We start from the raw sequence: 19726 nt of genomic DNA, 5'->3' as shown, positions 1-19726 counted from the left end.
CCATGCTACCGGTGAGGTTGACTACTGCCGGCTACATTCGATGGCGTCTCTTCTTCGGTCAGATGTGTATAGATTTGGGTCGTCGCGATTGAGGCGTGTCCGAGTCGTTCCTGTAACTCGCGTAAATCCACGCCGTTGCGCAACTGATGGGCGGCAAAGGAATGCCGTAGGATGTGCGGGGTTAGATCGTGCAGACCAGCCCGGTCGGCGTACTCCTTCAGGATCAGCCAGAAACCTTGGCGGGTCAACCGTTTGCCGCGATGATTGAGGAAGAGTGCCTCGTCATTGCCATGGGCGTGGTTGGCTAATTTGGGACGGGCAATATCAAGATACTCTTCAAGCGCAGTCAGCGCCGCCTCACTGAGCGGCAGAATCCGCTCGCGCCCTTGCCGACCCAGACAGCGTACCGTTTTGCTCGTGAACGAAATATCGTCAATATTCAATGCAACCAATTCGCTGACGCGCATACCGGTTGCATAGAGCACTTCGAGCATCGCCTTATCGCGTAGTCCTTCCGGTCCGCTGTTATTTTGCAGCGGCAATTCCAGCAGCTCATCAACCTGATTCTGGGAGATAGCTTTTGGCGGGAAGCGATCAACGCGCGGCGCGTCAAGTTGCTCAGTCGGGTCATGATGAATAACGTTGCGTTTGCGCAAAAAGCTAAAGAACGATTTAATCGCCGCCAATCGTCGCGCGACGGTTGAGTTGGCGTACTTTTTCTCTTTGAGCGTGATGACGAAGGCTAACATTGCCTCGGTATTCACATCGTTCCACTGCTCGATTCCTCGCTCTTGCAGAAACGAGCAGAGTTGCTCGAGATCGGTGCGATAGGCCGCAGTGGTATTGGCCGACATCTTCCGTTCATCGGCTAGATAGGCGAGAAATTGCGCTACATACTGGTTCATGCGTCTGCCCGGTCGTTACTCGCCACGTGTCTGACGGATTGCGTGACGGTTATGGTACTTGAAAGCCTGTGGCGTGTCAATCTAGAAGCAGCAGCTCTCTTTGAAGCCGCAGTGTTGGCAACGGTAAAATCCGGCCCAAAGTATCATCAGCGTTTGACATACAGGACACTCGCGTTGATCTTCGTCCCTGCTGCGTGGGCCACTCACTGCCGGTCGTTCCTGTTCAACCGGCTCGAATGACGGTGGTTCTGGTGGAGCCTGGTTCATCGCACCCTCCTTCCACGTCCAAGCCTGCCCGCTTATTGTACCATGCGTTTTTGGGTAGCAATGGTGCAGCGAATGGTTTCTGCTATACTGACGGTAGTTTGACACAACGAGAGTACACTTGCATGCGCACATTGATTGTCTTTAACCCAACGGCCGGGCACGCCGAGCAGTTAGAAGCCGAACTTGAAGCAGCAGCTCAGGTCTGGCGTGAACACGGTTGGTTGGTCGAGTTGCAGCCGACTAATGGTCCTGGCGATGGTCAACGGCTGGCCCGCCAGGCGGTTGATTGCGGGTACGATCTCGTCGTGGCTGCCGGTGGCGATGGGACTATTAACGAGGTGGTGAACGGTTTGGTCGGTAGCCAGACGATGTTGGCTACGTTGCCGTTAGGAACGATGAATGTCTGGGCACGAGAATTGGGTTTGCCACTCCAACCACGTGTCGCTGCTCAGACGATGTTGGGGTGGTCGCCGCGATCAATTGATGTCGGGCGCGCCGGCGAACGTTATTTTCTCTTGATGGCGGGGATCGGTTTTGATGCCGCGATTACGGCTAATATTCGTCCTGCAGAAAAACGGCGTTTTGGCGCGTTGGCGTATGTTGCCCGTGGTATCGAAGAGGTAATCCGGATTCGGGGTACACGAGCAAATCTCTTCCTTGATGGTCGTCGGATCAAGGCTCGTGTGCTGATGATCGTGATCGGCAATTCGCAGTTGTATGGTGGTTTAGTCAAGATTACTCACCGTGCCAGTATTGATGATGGGTTGCTCGATGTGTGCGTGATTAAAGGCGACAATGGTCTGAACGCTATCGGTCATTTGATTGCTATTCTCCGGCGCCGATTCAGCCTCAACCCCGACATTGCCTATTATCGTGCCCACGAGATTGAGGTGATTACCCGACCACCCTTGCCGGTCCAAGTCGATGGTGATCCTATCGGAACCACGCCGATGCGGTTTACCGTTGTGCCGGCAGCACTGCGGGCTTTGTTGCCATCTGAGCTGCCCGACGATTTAATCCAGCAACCACCACCGAGTGCGCGCCGCTGGTCACAACGGCTCTTGGCATGGTTGCGTCGCCGTCGGATGGAGGATGAAGCATGAAACTGCACTGGTTGGTGATCATCGCCGGCTTGCTACTTGCCGCGTGTAGTGCCGCGCCGTCACCTGACCAATCACCGGTATCGGCTCCGTTGCAGGGCGACGAATTACCCGGCCGCCTGCTGTTCAGTCGTGAGGGTGGCGTATGGTTGTGGGAAGGCCGAATTGCCCGTCAGTTGATTGCCCCGCCGGCGACCCAGCCGGCCTTTGATCCGCGCGGTGAACGGATCGTCTACGTGGCAGCGCGGGCCGGTGCGAGTGATTTGTGGGTGGCCGATAGTTCAGGGGCGATGCTGGCCCAATTGACTCGCAACGACCCGGTTGCACCACCCGGCAGCATCGAGCGTGTATATGCGGCAATGTGGGCGTTCTATCCGGTTTGGCTTCCCGATGGAAGTGGTGTGTTGGCCGCTGCCCAAGCCGCACCGCCGGTTGGTGATCCACCGACTGATGCGCCGTTTGCCATCTTCCGCTATGACCTCAACGGTCAACGCCAACCGGTATTTGCCGATGCGAATGCCCATATCGGGCGTATCGTCGTTCTTCCCTCTCATGAGAATGAGCTGATTGCCGTGCGCACCGTGCTCGGTAGCGATGGTCAACAGCAGCTCTACCGGATTGCCAGTGGGCAGGCTGAGCCGCTGCCGGGGGCACCTACTCCGGCCTACGATCCGGCGGTAAGCCCTGATGGAAGGTGGATGGTTTTTGCCGTAAGGATCAACGGTGGTAGTGACCTCTACACCTTGCCCGCCGCCGGTGGTTCCCCGGTACGCATCACCGATCTTGGAACGGCGCGCGCACCGGTCTTTTCTCCTGACGGTACTCTGCTGGCTTTTCTCGCCATTCCACCGGGTGAGCGCGGGTTCGATCTCTACCTTGCGACGGTGACGGTCGATGACGAAGGTCTACGCCTTGGCCCGTCACGTCGTTTTTCAACCGGTTTCGCGATCAACCCCGATGCCGGTTTGTCGTGGACACGATAGACGGGGCAATTGGCGCCGTCTATCCGGCCATCGACTCCTGCTGTTGCGGGATGGTCACCGCCACCGGGCGCTCACCAAGGAGATAGGCGATCACATCAGCCGCCGAGTAACCACGGCGCAGATCAAAAATCGTGCGCAGACGTAACAAATCGTCACCGCTCGTCAGCAACGGTGGTTCGATACCAATATCGGTGCGGGCCTGACCAACACCAATATTTGCCATCAGGGCATTGCATAAACAGCGCCGGCCTTCAGTTTCGGCCAGATCGCCCCCTTTCTTGACAAACGTTGCGATCGGCTCACTGGCACAGCGATAACCGATTGTGCCCTTCGGCGTGCGGTACATCGAGCGCAGATAACCGAGATCACAAATACGTTGACGGGGTACGCCTTGGGCTGGATCGTTGTCCCAGCGCACTACCTTAAACGGATAGCCGGTCGGAGAGGCGCGCGGATCGGTAAAGACATCAACTGCATCGCGGGCTGCTGCGTCGAGCACCGAGCGACGCAGGGAATCGTCAAGCCCCGAATCGGTACAAAAGGCAAACAGCGTACCGACTTGGATCCCCATCGCACCAGCAGCCCGTGCGGCAGCCAGCCCTTCCGGTGAAGCGGTACCCCCTGCCAGCCAGAAAGGCAACCCCAGGGCTGCAATCTTGGTCGGATCGACCACATCACGCGGGCCGTACATCGGTTCACCCCGTTCATTAAGACGGAGTTCACCGCGTGGCGGTGCGTTGTGACCTCCTGCCGTTGGACCTTCGATCACCAATCCATCGACGCCGGCAATCTTGCGGGCAAACATTGTCGCTAACGTCACACTAGCGACAATCGGCAAAAAGAGTGGTCGGCGGAAAGGTGGTGGTGAGCCCGGCCAATGCTCAGCCGGATCGAACGTAATATAGGTCGGTGGTGAGCCATCGTCGCCTTCAATTTCAGCGGTGAGGCGTGCGGGTTGGTTGGCGGCTAAGGCATCAAGTGCGGCCGGGATCTCACGCGGAATGCCCGCTCCCATAATAATCACATCGACCCCAGCCAACAAAGCCCCGTAGAGCAAAGCCAAATTCGGTAACTGAATCTTTGTCAGCAGATTCATACCGATTGGGCGCTGGTGCCCCTCTTTGGCCAGCCACACCTCGACAAACGCTGCTAGCATTGCCACCTGTTGTCGTTCCTTGCTCACCTTCAGGTTGTACATCGGTAGCAGCGCATACGGCTCGCCAGGTTCGCGACCGTTAGGGCGGAAGTAGGTTTCCAAAACCCGTTCGGCTACGCCGGGAATGGGAAAATGTGCCATCGCACGGCGCATCGCCCCATCTCGGTCACCATCTTGCAATCGACGGATGAGAATGGTATCGATCCCGGTCCCAGAGACCACACCAAGTTGACCACATGCTGCTACGGCGCGTGCTAGCCGCCAATCAGAGACAGCGGCACCCATGCCACCCTGAATAATCATCGGCAAATCGGTGGCGCGCATTGAGTCGAACTCCTTCACCATTCAATGAGTAGGCAGATCCCTTTACAACTGGCTACAAGATATGGACGCAAGTCCATAAGCTGTGGGTATGTCATCGAGGGTCGTTAATCCTCGTGATCGCTAGAAAGTCAGTCCACAGTGTTTGTATCATACCGCAGAGTAACCAACGGTGCCAGATAAGAATTCGCTACATAGAGCGGCCATCTCCGCGAATCCCATCTTCGCACACAATGAGATCGAGTTGGTAATCGTGTGCTTCTCGCGGCAGTTGCTCAATTTCCTGGGCGGCGAATGCTACTCCAACTGCGAGGGTTGGGGCAGTAGCGAGGAGCATGTCGTAATAACCACCGCCGTAGCCCAACCGATACCGGTCACGATCAAATGCCAGCAACGGGACAATCGTCACCGACCACTCCCCGGGATGAGCCGGATGGATCTGGCGTGGTTGTCGCGTGCCGAACTGACCGCGCACCCATTCCGATTCGGCCAAACTATCAATCCAGCTATGCTCAAGCTGATGGCGACCGACAACAATTGGGACAGCCACCGCTTTGCCGGCAGCCAACGCTGCTGCAATCAGTGGTCTCGTATCAACTTCAGAGCGCATCGGGAAATAACAGTGAATCGCCGAGGAAGTCGCAAATGCCGCTAAGGTCTGGACTAGTGCGCAGATTCGTTCACTCCGTCTTTCCCGTTCGGGTAACGTATCACGCAAGGTCATCATCTTGGCACGTAAGGCAGCCTTCTCGGCAGCAATGTCGGTCATGAAGATAGTCCGTTGGACCACAGCGTTCCTGTGGTCCAACTCGATACTATAGATGCGGTGCCTTTATTTTGCGGATCAGCGAGGCAAACGGCGGCAACGGCTTGGGATTCGGGTTACGTGGGAACCATCCCAAGTCGGCACGTACCGCTTGTTCCTTCAACTCGGTCGCGCCCCAGATGAACGATGCTCCGGTGACACCGAGAAGCGCCGACCAACCGGCATCGGCAACAAATAGTGAGCCAATGATTATCCCGACTCCTAACAGGAGGGGATACGGCCACCATAAATAGCCGAGATGGTATTCCATTCGGATGACCCAGAAAAAGCCAAAGCCGATAATGCCAAGGCTAAAGAGCCCTATCGCTAACCCTTGCCACATCATACATTATACTCCGTAAGATTACTAGTGACGATAAGATTGTCGTCTGCGGATGCCTGCCGGCTCTTACCGAGTTACCCATGGTTATGCAATCTCAGCTTTACGATCTATCGAGTGCGGGGCCGGTTCCATCGGATCGGACGGTTCGCGATCGAGGGGATCGTGAATTGTCGCCGTTCCTGCTGCCAGATACCGTGCATGGCGCGGATTAGCCGGATTGGCCGGGGCATGACCATGGCGCACGCGCCGGTCTTGCCGAACTAGTTCAAAGGCATCCCACCAGAGCGAAATCCCCACCACACTACACACGCCGCTAATTGTGATATTCGGTGCAAAGAGAGCTACCAGGTTCAGAGCAAGACCGGCGATGATCAACACAACCATTGGGGGGCGAATATCGGCGCTTTGTGCTTCGAGCCAACGTACCCCGACGTGTCCCCACCAGATGCTGAGAAACGTAGCGATTGCTAGCCAAAGACCACTTGTTTGTACCATGTCAATCCTCATAAAACTATACAAATATGACTAATCCTTTGCAGTATTACATGGAAGCCTTTGGCTGTCAAGTGAATGATTTCACAGGATATCGAACGGCAGCCATGGTGGCTGCCGTCGTCCGATAGCGGTTGGGGTAGCGTGCTCATGAGGCAAGCGGCGATGAAGTCTCACCTCAACAAGTTATGTCGGTAACCACCCCGCTACTTCTTCATGCATCACGGCACGGAATTGGCCCCAACTGGACCAACGCCCGTTGATCGCCGGATCGGTAGTAGACGGTAACTGTCGTAACTTGTCAGCCAGTGCCGGCAACGTTGGCGGGGCAACGGTGCGCATTTCGGCGACTTGTTCTGTTGGGTCGGCAACGTGGAGCGTACCGCCCAATTCGGTGAGCCAGAAGACGTAGCTCACAAATCGACGGAGAACGGGCTGCCGTGCTTCGTAGGTGATAATACCGAGGAAGCGCTCGATATGCACCGTAAGGCTCGTCTCTTCAGCGACTTCACGCTCAAGCGCGATGGCAATCGGTTCGTTGGGAGCGATACCGCCGGTAAGCAAGCGGAAGACTTCTGGCGGATAGTAGGTTTTACGCGCCACCAGAATACCGCCGTCACGCCGACGCACCACCATTCCCACCTCACCTAACCGATCAGTCTTGATCAGTGGATCAAACTCGCCGTCGGTGAGAACAATGTGACGGTGGTGCGGTACGCCGTAGTGGGCGGCGAGCATGACTACTTCCGCACGGTGGTGTGGTGGTAGCCAATCGAGTGCTGATGGTACGTTCATATGATGATCCGTGCTATGCTCGTTAGGCGAGGTATGAGTTGGTGATCAGCGCAATCTGGCGACGATAGTCAAATCCGTTGCCCGCCAGGTTGCCAACTCTTGATGCGGATGGTGCGAATCACTCCCACCCGACACCAGCAAGTGATGACGCTGAGCCGCGGCCAGTAATCGCTCCCGGGTTGCTGCATCGTGCGTTGGGTAATAGACCTCGATGCCATCAAGTCCAACGGCGGCAAGCGCTGCAATATCCTCGTCGGTAGCGGAGATGGCATAGATCCCTTTGTCTCGTCCGGGATGGGCCAGCACCGCTAACCCACCGAGATCATGTGCCACGCCGATAATCTCATCGACGCCAAGTGGACGGTAAGCGGCGGCAAAGTGTGTGAGAATAAAGCGCATACCGGCTTCTTCATCACTTTCGCCGGCGATCCGACCGGGTAAGTCGTTGTGACGTGCTAATGCAAGAGCGACATCGGCAACCGTCGGGGGGCGATCACGGTCGGTTAGGTCCGGCAAACGGAATCCGGCTGCCGATAAATCGCGCAGCAGTTGCGCTGCATCAGCAGCATTGCGATTGACAACCTCCGCACAGAGATCGAGCAGGGCCGGTGCTTCAGGATCGACGCCATAGACCAACGTGTGCCACAACTTGCCGTTGAAAGCACTATCAATCTCTACCCCACTGACCACTTGCACACCGTAATGCATTCCGGCCATTGCCGTCGTGATCACATTGGCTGTCGTATTATGATCGGTCACAGCAATCATCGTTATCCCACGTGCCGCAGCAGCAACGGCCAGTGCAACCGGTGTCCACGTTGCGTGATGGGGGGTCGCGTTGGTGTGAATGTGTAAATCGATCATGGTCGCTCCAACGGCAGGTTTGCCGCCTGCCACGCTTCAATACCGCCATCGAGAGCAGCTACCGGCCCATAGCCGAGGTCGCGAAAAATCTGCGCTCCACGCTGACCGGCGGTGGGTCGGCTTGCATCACCATACGTAATGATCAATCCATCTTCCGGCAGGGCAGCGAGCTGTTGATTGAGATCAGGGGAAGCCAAACTGAGCGCACCGGGCAGGTGGCCGGTGGTATATGCCTCTCCGGATCGCATATCGACGAAGATAACGTTCCCATTTTGCCAACGCTGGTAGGCTTCGGTGACCGAGATGGTTGGCGCCGGGGGGCTGTTGCTTAAATCGCCGTGTCCTGCGGCTGTCTCAACAGTAGGAGCGGTAGTAGGGGGTGTTGTCGGTGCTGTTGTCCCGGTACCGGTGATGAAAAAAGCCAACAAACCGGCAAGCACGATAATTCCACCGATGATGGCCGGTAGACGCCATGCCGGTGGCTGAGATGATGATGGTTCAAAATGTTCCATACGTCAAAAGTGGTATTGTCTACATCCTTACCGTATTATAATGCAAGTAGTCTATTCGCCGACGCGCTGCGTCATCTAACAGGAACTGCTTCGTATGATTACGGCTCTCCTTCCCAATCTGTACCAGTTGCGCCTCCCTCTGCCCTTTGCCCTTAACCATGTTAACGTCTATTTGCTCCGAGACAGTCAAGGGTGGACGGTGGTCGACACCGGTCTGCACACCCCGGCTGCCGAAACCGGTTGGCAGACGGCGTTTACCGAATTAGGGATCGCTCCCCATCAGATTCATACCATTGTTCTCACCCATTTTCATCCCGATCACTTCGGTATGGCCGGTTGGCTCCACGAACGCTCTGGCGCACGAGTCCTTCTCGCCCTGCGTGAGATTGCATTGGCCGAGGAGGTATGGATCCACCGCGCCGACCATGATGATCCTAGTTTACGACATTTTCTCCGCCATGGTATGCCGGCCGAGCTGGTGAAACAAGTGGTCGGTGCGATTGCGCGGTTACGTACCGGCACTCGTCCTCATCCTCCGTTGACTCCACTACCGGCCGGTACGTGGCTGACCATGGGCGAGCGGCGCTTTCTCGCCATTCATGCCCCTGGTCACAGCGACGGCCAGCTCATCTTTTATGCTCCCGACGAGCGGCTCGCCTTAGTAGGTGACCAAGTCTTGCAGAAGATCACGCCGCATATTGGCGTATGGCCGGAGAGTGACCCCGATCCGTTACGCAAGTATCTCGCATCGTTGCGGGAATTAGCGGCTCTCAATGTCGATCTGGCCTTGCCCGGTCATGGGAAGACCATTACTGCGTGGCAGGAGCGAATTGCCGAATTGCAACATCACCACCAAAACCGTCTTGAGGCTATGCTCCAGGCAGTACAGGATGGCGCCGAAACGGCATTTACCGTTGCGCAACGGGTCTTCGCTGTCGAGCGCTTCACCCCACACGAAGCCCGTTTTGCGATTGCCGAGACAATTGCCCATCTCGAATTACTGGTTGCAGATGGCATGCTCGAACGCTACGACGACGAGGCATTGGTACGTTACCGGCCGAGAGCATCGTTCGCCAATCTGTAATCTACGTCTGAGCTGCATACTTCCCCACCCATGGTACGCTGCGACTATGCCGAGCTGCACCAGCTTGCGTTGCCGGTTATGGTTAAGGATACAAGGCGTACTATGTATGGGTCGTTGGGTAGCGGAACCAACTCTCTTGCTACTTGTCATACTTTGTAGCATAGCGATTATCAGTCTCATAATCGCTCCGGTGTTGTCAATCGTAGCGCTGGGCGCTGCTGTCTTGCTGTTGCTGTGGGAACGCTATCGTCTTGGGCGGGCGATGCGTGCTCTGGCCAACCGTCTTCAATCCGGCTCCTTAGAAGCCAAACTCGAAGTCGGGGTGGGCGCGTGGGGTGAAGTGTGCCACGCAATGAACCGATTGTTACAGCGATGGCGTGCCGAACAACATCGCCAACGCCTACAACCGTCACAACCGGCTATCCAACAACTCGAAACGCTCACCATCCTTCCACCGGTTGAGGGTAAAGTCACGCCGATTGCGGTGGTCGCGGTGGGCCGGTTAGCATTTACCGATCCATTGGCTGAGCTGCGGGCGCGCACACAGATATTGTCTGAATCGGCAGCCCACCAGCGAGCACTCGTCCAGTGGCACGATGGTGTAGCGCTCCTTATCGTGGGTGTCCTCCTCCCCACACCCGACCCGATTCGCAGTGCGGTTAACGTGATCACCACCATTGTAGCCACCGCCAAGACTGCCGGCTTACCACTACCGCCGTTTGCGCTGAGCAGTGGCAATGGGCGGGTCGCCATTGTTCCCCTGCTCGGTCTTTACGTCACCGGCGACATCATCACCCAAACGGCTCAACTCGTTGTGGAAAGCTCACCGGGAACGCTCGTATGTACTGAAGAAGCCGGTATGCAGCTCCGTAGTATCGCTCTGCTGCCGCTTCCTATTGTTCCAGTCACGACCGCGACATACCGGCGGCGTCCTGCCGCAAGCGATGAGATACTTTCGTAATCCTTGCGTTTTACATCAGCCCGGCGTATAATATTGCTACGTATTACTCCGACCAAGCCCCGTCGAATGGCGCGCCGCCGCTTCTGCGCAGGGATTTTTCATGGAAGAGTTGAAGCATGCCGGGAATAACACAAACAATGAGGACGTTCGCCAACCTGATCTAAACGATCTGATGGAGCGTGGCGATCAGGCACTGATGGAACAGATACTGAGCGATCCGGCCCATGCCTACCGTAACCTCAAACACGGTGACACCGTTGATGGACGGATCATGCGGATTGACCGAGATGAAATCCTGGTTGACATAGGCGCCAAAGCCGAAGGTGTCGTCCCTAGCCGGGAGATGCAGACCCTCAGTGAAGACGATCGAGCTGCGCTCAAAGTTGGCGATACCATCCTCGTTTTCGTTGTCCAATCGGAAGACAAAGAAGGACGTGCGATTTTATCAATCGATAAAGCTCGGCAAGAAAAAAGCTGGCGCGCATTGCAAGAGTATTACGAGCGGGGCGAAATTATCTACGCCCGCGTCAAGAATTACAACAAGGGCGGCCTGTTAGTCGATCTCGATGGTGTGCGCGGGTTTGTCCCTGCGTCGCAGGTGTCGAGTGTTAGCCGTGCTTCGGAGGCGCAAAAGCAATCCGAAATGGCGCGGCTAGTAAATGTTGAGCTGCCGCTGAAAGTGATTGAGATCAACCGCAACCGCAACCGCCTGATCCTGTCCGAGCGGCAGGCGTTGGTCGAAACCCGTGAGACGAAGAAAGACGAGTTGCTCGCATCGTTACAAGAGGGTGATGTGCGCGAAGGAGTGGTCTCGTCGGTCTGCGATTTCGGTGTCTTCGTCGATATCGGCGGCGCTGATGGGTTGGTGCATCTGTCCGAGATCTCGTGGTCGCGCGTCAAACATCCGAGCGAAGTGCTCAAGGTGGGTGATAAAGTCAAAGTGTCCATCTTGAACATTGACCACGAGCGCAAACGGATCGCGCTATCGATCAAGCGGACCCAAAGCGAGCCGTGGACACGGGTGGCCGAACGCTATCAGTTGGGGCAAATTGTCGAAGGGACAGTTACACAACTGGCCTCGTTTGGCGCCTTTGTACGGATTGAAGATGGGGTAGAAGGGCTGATCCACGTTTCAGAAATAGGTGATGAGCGTATTCAGCACCCACGTGACGTGCTAAGCGAGGGTCAAGTTGTGCAGGCACGGATCATCCGCATCGATCCGGCACGGAAGCGGATGGGGTTGAGTCTACGGCTCCAACAAGAGCCGTCGGAGGGCGACGCCGAAACGGAGGAGGCTGGCTAAACGCTACCGTCTTGCGCACGATGGCGCTCTGGCGCACGATGGTTTTATCGGAACACAAGTTGTTCTCCCCGGTCTGTCGAGCCGTGTTAGTCATTTCCTCCAAATCAAGCAGGTGGAGAAGAGTATGTCAGACCTCTACAGTAAATTCACTAAGCGTGCCAAGCAGGTATTGCAGTTAGCGGCCGAAGAGGCGCGTGCGTTCAATCATCCATACATTGGCACTGAGCATATTTTGCTGGGCCTGATTCGTGAAAGCGAAGGGATTGCGGCCCGTGTGCTTGATGAACTCGGGGTGAAGCTGCCGCAGGCACGAAGCGCGGTTGAGTTTATCGTTGGCCCCGGTGAGAGTACGTTGGTTACCGATCAGGAACTGACGGCCCGCGCCCAAAAGGTTATTAAATACGCGATTGAAGAGGCCAATCGCCTGAACCATCACTATATCGGTACCGAGCACTTGTTGCTTGGTCTGGTGCGCAATGGTGAAGGTGTTGCCACCGGCGTGCTCGACATTCTCGGCGTCTCACTCGAACAGGTGCGGAATCAGGTGATGCGCACCTTACGCCACGGGACTGCCGGCGCTACCGGTGAGGCGCGCGTGTCTGCTCCTGGTACACCAACGACGCAGCGCCAGTCGAAGACGCCGTACCTTGATGCACTTGGCACCGATCTGACTGAGATGGCCGAGCAGGGACGGCTCGATCCGATTATTGGGCGCCAACATGAAATTGAGCGCGTAATCCAGATTCTCTCACGCCGTACCAAGAATAACCCGGCCCTGATCGGTGAACCTGGTGTTGGGAAGACGGCGATTGTTGAGGGTTTGGCCCAGCGTATCGTGCAGGGTGATGTGCCCGATAGCATCAAAGGTAAACGGGTGGTGACGCTCGATATGGGTGCGCTGGTCGCCGGTACCAAGTATCGTGGCCAGTTTGAAGAGCGTCTCAAGCGTGTGATTGATGAAATTAAAGAGTCACGCTGCATCCTTTTTATCGACGAGTTCCACACGATTATCGGTGCCGGTGGCGCCGAAGGGACGCTCGATGCGGCCAATATCCTCAAGCCGGCTCTCTCGCGCGGTGAGTTGCAAACGATCGGTGCGACGACGCTCGATGAATATCGCAAGTATATCGAGCGTGACGCAGCCCTCGAACGCCGTTTCCAGCCGGTGATGGTCGATGAGCCGTCGATTGAGGATACTATCCAGATTTTGCGCGGGATTAAGTCGCGCTACGAGGATTTCCATCAGTTGCAGATTAGCGATGAGGCTATTCGGGCGGCAGCAGTGCTCTCGGCTCGCTATGTGCCCGACCGCCAGTTGCCGGATAAAGCGATTGACCTTATCGATGAGGCTGCTTCACGAGTGCGGATGTATCGTTCGGCGACGCCGCCACGCTTGCGTGATGCGCTGCGTGGGTTGGAGGCACTGCGGAAGGAACGTGAGGCTGCCCTCGAAGATCATCAGTACGAGCTGGCCGAAAATCTGCGTGAGCGTGAAGAGCGGATGCTCAGCCGTATCCAAGAGATTGAGGCCGAGCTGGGGACGCGCGGCAATGAGCGCTACGACCGGCCTTATGTGACCGAAGAGGATATTGCTGAGGTGGTTGGGATGTGGACGGGTGTGCCCGTTACCCGTCTCACCGGTAACGAGACGCAGCGCCTGATGCATATGGAGGAGTTCCTCCACAGTCGGATTGTTGGTCAGCACGAGGCGATTGTCACTATCTCGAAGGCAGTGCGCCGTGCCCGCGCCGGTTTGAAGGACCCCAAGCGACCTATTGGGAGCTTTATCTTCCTCGGCCCCACCGGCGTCGGGAAGACCGAGCTGGCCAAGGCGCTGGCCGAGTTTATGTTCGGTACCGAAGAGGCGCTGATCAAGATCGATATGTCGGAGTTCCAAGAGCGCCATACCACCTCGCGGTTGGTTGGTTCGCCGCCCGGCTATATCGGTTACGGTGAGGGTGGTCAGTTGACCGATGCGGTGCGTCGCAAGCCCTATAGCGTGGTGCTGTTCGACGAGATCGAGAAGGCCCATCCCGATGCTTTCAACCTCTTGTTGCAAGTGCTCGAAGATGGTCATCTGACCGATGGCAAGGGCCGACGGGTTGATTTCCGCAATACGATCATCATTATGACCAGTAACGTCGGTACCGAGCACATCCGACGAGCGTCACGGATTGGGTTTGGTGGGAACGCGGCGGAGATCGATCAGGCCGATATGCGGCGTAAGGTTGATGAAGCGTTGCGGATGCTCTTCCGACCGGAGTTCCTCAATCGAATCGACGCTACGATCATCTTCCATCCGCTCACGACAGAGGAGATTCAGTCGATCACTCAACTGATGCTTAAGCGGGTGCAGACCCAGCTCGATGAGCACCAGATCAAGTTGGTCGTGCAGCCCGATGCGCTCGAATACCTCGCTCGCCGTGGCTATGACCCGGCCTTCGGTGCGCGCCCGTTGCGGCGAGTGATTACCAACCTGATCGAAGACCCACTGGCCGAAGGGTTGCTCTCCGGTCAGTTCCAAGATGGGGATACGGTGATTGTCGATGTCTATGAGGATCAGTTGCGCCTTCGCTCACAACGCGAGATCGATCAGGAGAAGACGGAAGAAAGCCCGGCGCTGGCATAAGTCCATAATGAGCGGTGGGTCACCGACCCGCCGCTCTGTTGACACATCCGTTGGGCGATAACCTACCGTTTGTTGCCGATTAACGCTCCTAACAGTGCCGCTCTGCCTACCATCCCCACTAATCGTCCTTGGTCATCAACCACCGGCAGCCGCTTGATCCGGTGAGCAATCATCTGCTCGATGGCAGCAGTAATCGGCGTGTCCGGCGTGACGGTGATGACCGGACTCGTCATCACGTTAGCCGCCGTCTGATTCTGGAGGGCCAACGCCAATTCCGGCGAGCGCGCACCACCGCCGATCCACATGGCAAACCGTTGCAGCAATCCCGGTGATACCGGGCGCATCGCTCGCCGTAAAATGTCGCCGTCGCTCACGATTCCGATCACACGCCGATCTTGATCGATAACAACTGCTCGTCGCCGTGGCGTCGAGAGTATCCGATCAAGCGTCTCGCTCAGTGACGTGTCCGGCGTTACCACCGGAACATCGCGAGCCATCACCTCGCCAACCGTTGTTGCCGTGACAAGCTCTGCCGGCAGCGTCTCACGACTGATCGCAAAATTGTTCGCCACCGTCTGCAACAGATCCGACCGACTAACAATACCTACCAATCGCCCCTCGTTATCAACCACCGGCAGCCGTTTGTGGTCATTCTTGGTCATAACCAATGCCGCCTGTGCTAATGAGGCAGTTGCAGGGATTGTGATCGGGTTTGGTGTCATAACCTCACCGATCCGTTCGGGTCGAGATGCGGCTGCCGCTAGTTGGGCTGCCCGATCATTATTCGGCAGGAGTTGCTGCAAGTGAAGTGGTAACTGAATCACACCCCGTTGGAGAAGATCGGCATCGGTAACAATCCCCACTACCTTGCGATCAGTATCGATTACCGGCATCGCGCGTAACCCGCGTTCGATCAACAGGCGCACCACCTCACCTACAGGTGTGTCGACCGTCACCGACACTACGTCATGGGTCATTACGTCGGCAACGGTCAGGTGTGCCGGTAATACTCCACCGGCTCGCCGACCCACTTTCACCACCTGCACCGGCGAGAGCACGATCAAACCCTCTTGCACCAGTTCGCTCAGTTTTGGCAATAATCGTTGCAACCGATCACTGCGGTCGATACACGTAATCACCAACGGTAACCGACTGGGAATGTCCACCAACAGATCACTGTGAAACACACCGTGGGTGCCATAGCCGCCTACACCGCGCAGAACAGTGACGCCGGGCGCACCGGCAGCGCGTAGCGTTTCGACAATGCGCGTCACAATTGTGCGCCCCTCCAAACTGTCACCTTCATCAATATAAATCCAAAGTTGTTGGGTCATGGCCTGTTCCATCGGTGACCTCCTCATTACAAACGAACCTTGACCCATCTATCTATCCGCCGATCCAGCGCCCTAATCCGATACCGATAATTACCGCAATGAGGCCACCAATGACACTTCCGCCAACATAGCTGAGCGCCGCCAGCCAGTTCCCACTATTAAGGAGTGTCACACTCTCGTAGCCGAAGGTTGAGAAGGTAGTGAAACCACCGAGTAAACCCGTCACCAGCATTAGTCGTATCGGTTCGCTGAGTGTCAGTCGGTTAGCGGCCAGCGTCAGCAATAATCCAATGAGTAAACAGCCTAACAGATTGATGATAAAGGTGCCATACGGCCATGTTGTACCGAGGCGTTGAGCTGCCCACAGACCAATGCCATAGCGGAGATTAGCACCAATCGCCGCTCCGAGGGCAATCGCTAGCACATTGCTCATCATCGGTTGTTCGTTCTTTCAGTAACATCGAACCCAACAAAAGCTAATAGTATTGTACAACAATGAGGACTGATGAGAATGGGGTATCGCGCGGAAGGTTCTATGTGGTGGCGTATGCGTAACAACGACTCCCTTCGCCGGCTACGGCGAAGGGAGTCGGCGGAACAATACGCTTTTTGCCTAGGCCCGCACCTCTTGGCGTTGGAAGAGGATGTATCCGATGGCAAACAACACAATTGTGGCTGCGATCAGGCCGGTGGCGTGCGGCCACGTCAGTAGAATACTCTGTGAGGCAGGGAGGGGTGTACCGGCGATTGCATTGTGCAACTGGATCGGTAAGACAATCCCAAGCGCGCGGACGCCTGGGTTCAGCATTGCCAGTGCCACCTCGGAGAAGAGGGTGTTCGGCGACAGCCGGGTCAGCATGAGTTCAAGCTGAATCTGGTTGATCAGGGCCTGCGTGTCACCCGGTGGAACCGGTTGGAGCGTGCGGGCTAGTAAGCTGGCAATAATGCCCCAGAAGACGGTGAAAAAGAGCCAGACGGCTATCGCGCCTAGCGCAGCCGTGGCCGGTTGGCGAAAGATGATCGAGAACAGCATTGCCAGCGCCAACCAAATCCCACCGTAGAAGATGGTGATCAGCAGGAACCAGAGCATGCGAACCGTCTCTTCACTGCTGGGGGGAACCCCCAATTGCAATAGGCCCATCCCAATGATGAGCAGCCAGATCGCGGTGAGGACTAAGGCCAACGTGCCGAGTCCGGCTAAGAACTTCCCTAACAACAAAGCATCGCGGTAGATCGGCTGGGCGAGTACTTTCGAGAGGGTGCGTTGATTAAACTCGCCATTGATCGAATCGAATGCCAACGCAATCGCTAATAGTGGCACCAGCAAGCCAAGAAACCCAACGAACGCCGGCAGTGGATCGCGAGCCGTGGTAAAGAGACGCAAGAAGAGAAAGGTATCGTTACTACTGACCCCGGCGCGCAGATTCTGCGAGGCGGCAAAGACGGTACCGAAGGCTGTCAGTAAGATCAACGCCTCGAGAATCATCATGCGAGCGCTCGTCAGGTAATCGGCCATTTCTTTCGCCACCACCGCCCACAGCCCTGTCCATGGCGACCCTTCGCGTTGGCGGGTGGTCGTTAGGCTACGCGCTTGCTGCATAGGCAGCTCCTTTCTGGAAGTAGCGAGTATAAACCTCATCGAGGCCGGGTGTATCAACGCTCAGGCCGAGCAGACGGCCACCGGCTTCGATGACTTTGCGAGCAATCTCGGCCCGCACGTCGGTGCGTGCTTCGACATGGTAGAAGTGGGTGCCGTTAGCCGAAACGTTCAGGACATCGGGTAGCGACCGCAAGGCAGCAGCGACAGCGTCACCACCCTCTGCTTCAACGTGAATCCGGTACGCACCGCCGAGGACGCGCTGGGCCAATTCGCTGACAGTGCCTTCGAGCACCATCCGTCCTTTGTGGAACAGGCCGACACGGTCGCATATCGCCTGAACCTGCTGCAACAGGTGTGACGAGAGTAAGATGGTGATGCCGCTCGCCTTAAGCTGACGGATCAGATCGAGAAATTCGCGCACGGCCTCTGGGTCAAGCGCTAGTGTTGGCTCGTCCATAATAATTAACTGCGGTTGCTTGATCAACACCTCGGCTACACCAAGACGCTGACGCATACCGCGCGAAAACGTCTTGACCCGCCGGTCAGCGACATGACTCAGTCCGACCTGCTCAAGCGCAGCGGCAATCCGCTTGCTCATATCCGGCTCGCGAAAACCGTTCAGCTTGGCGATGTAGTTCAAGTTTTCCCGTGCTGTCAGATTGTCATAAAAACCAACCTGATCGGGCAAATACCCAACCCGTGCCTTGACACTGAGCGGCTGACGGGCCGGGTCAAGCCCAAGCACGCGCACACTACCGCTCGTCGGCTCGGTGAGACCGAGCAACATTAAGATGGTGGTCGTCTTACCGGCACCGTTTGGACCCAACAGACCGAAAATTTCGCCTTTGCGCACGGTCATGTTCAGATGATCGACGGCGGTAAACGTACCGTATTGCTTCGTCAAATCATGGCATTCAATCACCACGTCGGTCATAGGTGTACTCCTGTTATTGTCTGTCGGTGGTGATGCACATCTGGGCGACGCATGGCGGTGCGTCGCCCTATGGAACGATAAGTTTACCGGCGACCAAATCGCATGACCGCCATACCTACGCCCACCACAGCGATTGCGATCAATGCGATTCCCACCAGACCCCAAATGGTCGAGGTCAGCACGGTGAAACGGAACTCACTGGTGGCAACCGCCGCATCGGTAGGACGTGCAGTGAAGGTTACGAGATAATCACCGGCGATAGCCTGATTCGACGGCTGAACCTTTGCGCTCACTTCAATCTGCTGACCATTGGCCAATTCAGGAATCTGTTTCGGCTCAAACTCAACCGTCCAACCCACGGGTGGTGAGGCGCTTAGTTCAATAGTGCGGGCTGGTGCGCTACCGGTGTTGCGCACGATAAGCTTCACTTCAGTCTGTTCACCGATCCGGGCTTCACCCGACAAGCGGCCATCGGGAGTGGTGAGCAGTAGTTGGGGTTGGCCGGTAATATCGGCGACAAGGCGGGTAGTAGCCTGCAAATCGTTGCCACGTGCGAGAATGCCGATTTCATAGGTACCGGCGGGCACATCACTGAACGGCTGTACCTCAACACTCAAGCTCTTCGACTCGTTGGGGCCGAATGGCACGCTAGTAATGCTCTGCCCTGATAACTTGAAATCGACTTGAAACCCACGCGGTGCTTCGGCCAGTAAGCTCACCGGTACCTCTTCACTACTCTCGTTCTTGAGGGTGACGTTATAGCGGAACGTGGTCGAGGGTGAGCCGCGGAGGGTGGGGAGATCAACTTTGAACGATAATCCACCCGGATTGGTACTCTTCTCTTTGAGAGTCAGAGCAATCGGAAGGGCGACCTCTTGACTTACACCGCTTGCTACCGCGACCATGCGGTACGAGCCAGCCTTTACATCAGCCGGAGGCTCGATCCGCAAGTCGAACGTGGCGTTATTGTTGGGTTCAACGTATGCCGAAGAAATGACCCGCCCATCACCACGGAAGGTGACATTCCAACCTTGTGGTACTTCTCGCAAACCGAGCTGGACGATCTGGGGGGTTGTATCGGTACCGAGGGTTAGTTTGAAGGTGATGATGTCACCAATGGTGGCTTCTTGGGCAGGGTAGCGGGTGTAAAAGAAGAGGTTGCGTTGGTTTTCTTGCGCTGATGCCGGTGTGAATCCTACCATCATTAATAGTACGAGCACGAGTATACTGATGGTGCGAATGGCACGCATCGTCTACCTCCCTTTCCTTTGTGATGACTGAGTAGCCGGTCGCGGAGATCCGCTCAATTCCGAGAAAATAGACCTTGTTGATTAGAAG

At 56.4% G+C, this 19726-nt stretch carries 20 protein-coding genes; 7 read left to right on the top strand and 13 right to left on the bottom strand.

Annotation, left to right across the window (positions count from 1 at the left end; genetic code table 11):
* Window positions 1–5: 5 nt before the first annotated feature.
* On the bottom strand, window positions 6–905 hold the full coding sequence (gene xerA, locus ACP5OT_RS12340) for a site-specific tyrosine recombinase/integron integrase (protein WP_424676449.1): 900 nt from the start codon (window positions 903–905) through the stop codon (window positions 6–8).
* Window positions 906–956: 51 nt separating this feature from the next.
* On the opposite strand from xerA, the gene ACP5OT_RS12335 reads away from it, so the two are divergent.
* The 3 genes from ACP5OT_RS12335 (at window position 957) to ACP5OT_RS12325 (ending at window position 3255) form a co-directional block, all read left to right on the top strand.
* Entirely contained in the window at window positions 957–1145 is a 189-nt protein-coding gene (locus ACP5OT_RS12335) for a hypothetical protein (protein ID WP_424676450.1), read from the top strand.
* 149 nt (window positions 1146–1294) lie between these two features.
* Window positions 1295–2275 (top strand): diacylglycerol/lipid kinase family protein, encoded by a 981-nt coding sequence (locus tag ACP5OT_RS12330; RefSeq protein WP_424676451.1) that lies wholly within the window; start codon window positions 1295–1297, stop codon window positions 2273–2275.
* A complete protein-coding gene (locus tag ACP5OT_RS12325) occupies window positions 2272–3255 on the top strand; it encodes a TolB family protein (protein WP_424676452.1) in 984 nt (327 codons plus the stop codon). Before ACP5OT_RS12330 ends, ACP5OT_RS12325 begins: the two co-directional genes overlap by 4 nt.
* 19 nt (window positions 3256–3274) lie before the next feature.
* Here the strand turns inward: ACP5OT_RS12325 and ACP5OT_RS12320 are convergent, their stop codons facing one another.
* From ACP5OT_RS12320 to ACP5OT_RS12290, 7 genes are all read right to left on the bottom strand, one after another.
* Window positions 3275–4735, bottom strand: coding sequence for a nitronate monooxygenase (locus ACP5OT_RS12320; RefSeq protein WP_424676453.1), 1461 nt, complete (start codon window positions 4733–4735; stop codon window positions 3275–3277).
* Between the two features lie 187 nt (window positions 4736–4922).
* The gene (locus tag ACP5OT_RS12315) at window positions 4923–5522 is read right to left on the bottom strand and encodes a 5-formyltetrahydrofolate cyclo-ligase (protein WP_428132274.1); all 600 of its coding nucleotides are present in this window, start codon (window positions 5520–5522) and stop codon (window positions 4923–4925) included.
* Between the two features lie 25 nt (window positions 5523–5547).
* Window positions 5548–5883, bottom strand: coding sequence for a DUF4491 family protein (locus tag ACP5OT_RS12310; RefSeq protein WP_424676455.1), 336 nt, complete (start codon window positions 5881–5883; stop codon window positions 5548–5550).
* A gap of 81 nt (window positions 5884–5964) precedes the next feature.
* Window positions 5965–6375 carry a DUF4491 family protein gene (locus tag ACP5OT_RS12305; RefSeq protein ID WP_424676456.1) on the bottom strand — a complete coding sequence of 137 codons (411 nt, stop codon included), beginning with the start codon at window positions 6373–6375 and terminating at the stop codon, window positions 5965–5967.
* A gap of 183 nt (window positions 6376–6558) precedes the next feature.
* Window positions 6559–7167, bottom strand: coding sequence for an NUDIX hydrolase (locus tag ACP5OT_RS12300; protein WP_428132272.1), 609 nt, complete (start codon window positions 7165–7167; stop codon window positions 6559–6561).
* A gap of 45 nt (window positions 7168–7212) precedes the next feature.
* On the bottom strand, window positions 7213–8031 hold the full coding sequence (locus ACP5OT_RS12295) for a PHP domain-containing protein (protein WP_424676458.1): 819 nt from the start codon (window positions 8029–8031) through the stop codon (window positions 7213–7215).
* Complete coding sequence (locus tag ACP5OT_RS12290) at window positions 8028–8543, bottom strand: rhodanese-like domain-containing protein (RefSeq protein WP_424676459.1); 516 nt, start codon at window positions 8541–8543, stop codon at window positions 8028–8030. Before ACP5OT_RS12290 ends, ACP5OT_RS12295 begins: the two co-directional genes overlap by 4 nt.
* A 94-nt stretch (window positions 8544–8637) precedes the next feature.
* Here ACP5OT_RS12290 and ACP5OT_RS12285 point away from each other — a divergent pair, with 94 nt between their 5' ends.
* From ACP5OT_RS12285 to ACP5OT_RS12270, 4 genes are all read left to right on the top strand, one after another.
* Window positions 8638–9627 carry an MBL fold metallo-hydrolase gene (locus tag ACP5OT_RS12285; protein ID WP_428132270.1) on the top strand — a complete coding sequence of 330 codons (990 nt, stop codon included), beginning with the start codon at window positions 8638–8640 and terminating at the stop codon, window positions 9625–9627.
* 106 nt (window positions 9628–9733) lie between these two features.
* Window positions 9734–10588, top strand: a complete 855-nt coding sequence (locus tag ACP5OT_RS12280) for a DUF3329 domain-containing protein (protein WP_424676461.1) — start codon at window positions 9734–9736, stop codon at window positions 10586–10588.
* A gap of 100 nt (window positions 10589–10688) precedes the next feature.
* Window positions 10689–11891 carry a 30S ribosomal protein S1 gene (gene rpsA, locus ACP5OT_RS12275; protein WP_424676462.1) on the top strand — a complete coding sequence of 401 codons (1203 nt, stop codon included), beginning with the start codon at window positions 10689–10691 and terminating at the stop codon, window positions 11889–11891.
* A 124-nt stretch (window positions 11892–12015) separates the two neighbouring features.
* Entirely contained in the window at window positions 12016–14520 is a 2505-nt protein-coding gene (locus ACP5OT_RS12270; protein WP_424676463.1) for an ATP-dependent Clp protease ATP-binding subunit, read from the top strand.
* A 62-nt stretch (window positions 14521–14582) separates the two neighbouring features.
* On the opposite strand, the gene ACP5OT_RS12265 is transcribed toward ACP5OT_RS12270, so the two are convergent.
* The 5 genes from ACP5OT_RS12265 to ACP5OT_RS12245 all read right to left on the bottom strand — a co-directional run bounded on the left by ACP5OT_RS12265 (window position 14583) and on the right by ACP5OT_RS12245 (window position 19638).
* A complete protein-coding gene (locus ACP5OT_RS12265; protein WP_424676464.1) occupies window positions 14583–15866 on the bottom strand; it encodes a DUF190 domain-containing protein in 1284 nt (427 codons plus the stop codon).
* A 40-nt stretch (window positions 15867–15906) separates the two neighbouring features.
* A complete protein-coding gene (gene crcB / locus ACP5OT_RS12260) occupies window positions 15907–16287 on the bottom strand; it encodes a fluoride efflux transporter CrcB (protein WP_424676474.1) in 381 nt (126 codons plus the stop codon).
* A gap of 180 nt (window positions 16288–16467) precedes the next feature.
* On the bottom strand, window positions 16468–17454 hold the full coding sequence (locus tag ACP5OT_RS12255) for an ABC transporter permease (protein ID WP_424676465.1): 987 nt from the start codon (window positions 17452–17454) through the stop codon (window positions 16468–16470).
* Window positions 17438–18388: an ABC transporter ATP-binding protein gene (locus ACP5OT_RS12250; RefSeq protein WP_424676466.1), complete on the bottom strand. Its 951-nt coding sequence runs from the start codon at window positions 18386–18388 to the stop codon at window positions 17438–17440. The genes ACP5OT_RS12255 and ACP5OT_RS12250 overlap by 17 nt, the downstream gene beginning before the upstream one ends.
* An 83-nt stretch (window positions 18389–18471) precedes the next feature.
* Window positions 18472–19638, bottom strand: a complete 1167-nt coding sequence (locus ACP5OT_RS12245; RefSeq protein WP_428132267.1) for an NEW3 domain-containing protein — start codon at window positions 19636–19638, stop codon at window positions 18472–18474.
* Window positions 19639–19726: the final 88 nt, after the last annotated feature.

Origin of the sequence: Chloroflexus sp. (assembly GCF_049970315.1) — a bacterium.
In the GTDB taxonomy this organism is placed as follows: Bacteria; Chloroflexota; Chloroflexia; order Chloroflexales; family Chloroflexaceae; genus Chloroflexus.
Note: the sequence above shows the minus strand (reverse complement) of the source record. Positions and strands in the feature narration are given on the sequence as shown.

What these genes read in the sequence shown, in the direction of transcription:
- xerA (WP_424676449.1), bottom strand. Translation starts at nt 905, where the DNA reads ATGAACCAGTATGTAGCGCAATTTCTCGCCTATCTAGCCGATGAACGG.
- ACP5OT_RS12335 (WP_424676450.1), top strand. Translation starts at nt 957, where the DNA reads ATGGTACTTGAAAGCCTGTGGCGTGTCAATCTAGAAGCAGCAGCTCTC.
- ACP5OT_RS12330 (WP_424676451.1), top strand. Translation starts at nt 1,295, where the DNA reads ATGCGCACATTGATTGTCTTTAACCCAACGGCCGGGCACGCCGAGCAG.
- ACP5OT_RS12325 (WP_424676452.1), top strand. Translation starts at nt 2,272, where the DNA reads ATGAAACTGCACTGGTTGGTGATCATCGCCGGCTTGCTACTTGCCGCG.
- ACP5OT_RS12320 (WP_424676453.1), bottom strand. Translation starts at nt 4,735, where the DNA reads ATGCGCGCCACCGATTTGCCGATGATTATTCAGGGTGGCATGGGTGCC.
- ACP5OT_RS12310 (WP_424676455.1), bottom strand. Translation starts at nt 5,883, where the DNA reads ATGATGTGGCAAGGGTTAGCGATAGGGCTCTTTAGCCTTGGCATTATC.
- ACP5OT_RS12305 (WP_424676456.1), bottom strand. Translation starts at nt 6,375, where the DNA reads ATGGTACAAACAAGTGGTCTTTGGCTAGCAATCGCTACGTTTCTCAGC.
- ACP5OT_RS12300 (WP_428132272.1), bottom strand. Translation starts at nt 7,167, where the DNA reads ATGAACGTACCATCAGCACTCGATTGGCTACCACCACACCACCGTGCG.
- ACP5OT_RS12295 (WP_424676458.1), bottom strand. Translation starts at nt 8,031, where the DNA reads ATGATCGATTTACACATTCACACCAACGCGACCCCCCATCACGCAACG.
- ACP5OT_RS12290 (WP_424676459.1), bottom strand. Translation starts at nt 8,543, where the DNA reads ATGGAACATTTTGAACCATCATCATCTCAGCCACCGGCATGGCGTCTA.
- ACP5OT_RS12285 (WP_428132270.1), top strand. Translation starts at nt 8,638, where the DNA reads ATGATTACGGCTCTCCTTCCCAATCTGTACCAGTTGCGCCTCCCTCTG.
- ACP5OT_RS12280 (WP_424676461.1), top strand. Translation starts at nt 9,734, where the DNA reads ATGGGTCGTTGGGTAGCGGAACCAACTCTCTTGCTACTTGTCATACTT.
- rpsA (WP_424676462.1), top strand. Translation starts at nt 10,689, where the DNA reads ATGGAAGAGTTGAAGCATGCCGGGAATAACACAAACAATGAGGACGTT.
- ACP5OT_RS12270 (WP_424676463.1), top strand. Translation starts at nt 12,016, where the DNA reads ATGTCAGACCTCTACAGTAAATTCACTAAGCGTGCCAAGCAGGTATTG.
- ACP5OT_RS12265 (WP_424676464.1), bottom strand. Translation starts at nt 15,866, where the DNA reads ATGGAACAGGCCATGACCCAACAACTTTGGATTTATATTGATGAAGGT.
- crcB (WP_424676474.1), bottom strand. Translation starts at nt 16,287, where the DNA reads ATGAGCAATGTGCTAGCGATTGCCCTCGGAGCGGCGATTGGTGCTAAT.
- ACP5OT_RS12255 (WP_424676465.1), bottom strand. Translation starts at nt 17,454, where the DNA reads ATGCAGCAAGCGCGTAGCCTAACGACCACCCGCCAACGCGAAGGGTCG.
- ACP5OT_RS12250 (WP_424676466.1), bottom strand. Translation starts at nt 18,388, where the DNA reads ATGACCGACGTGGTGATTGAATGCCATGATTTGACGAAGCAATACGGT.
- ACP5OT_RS12245 (WP_428132267.1), bottom strand. Translation starts at nt 19,638, where the DNA reads ATGCGTGCCATTCGCACCATCAGTATACTCGTGCTCGTACTATTAATG.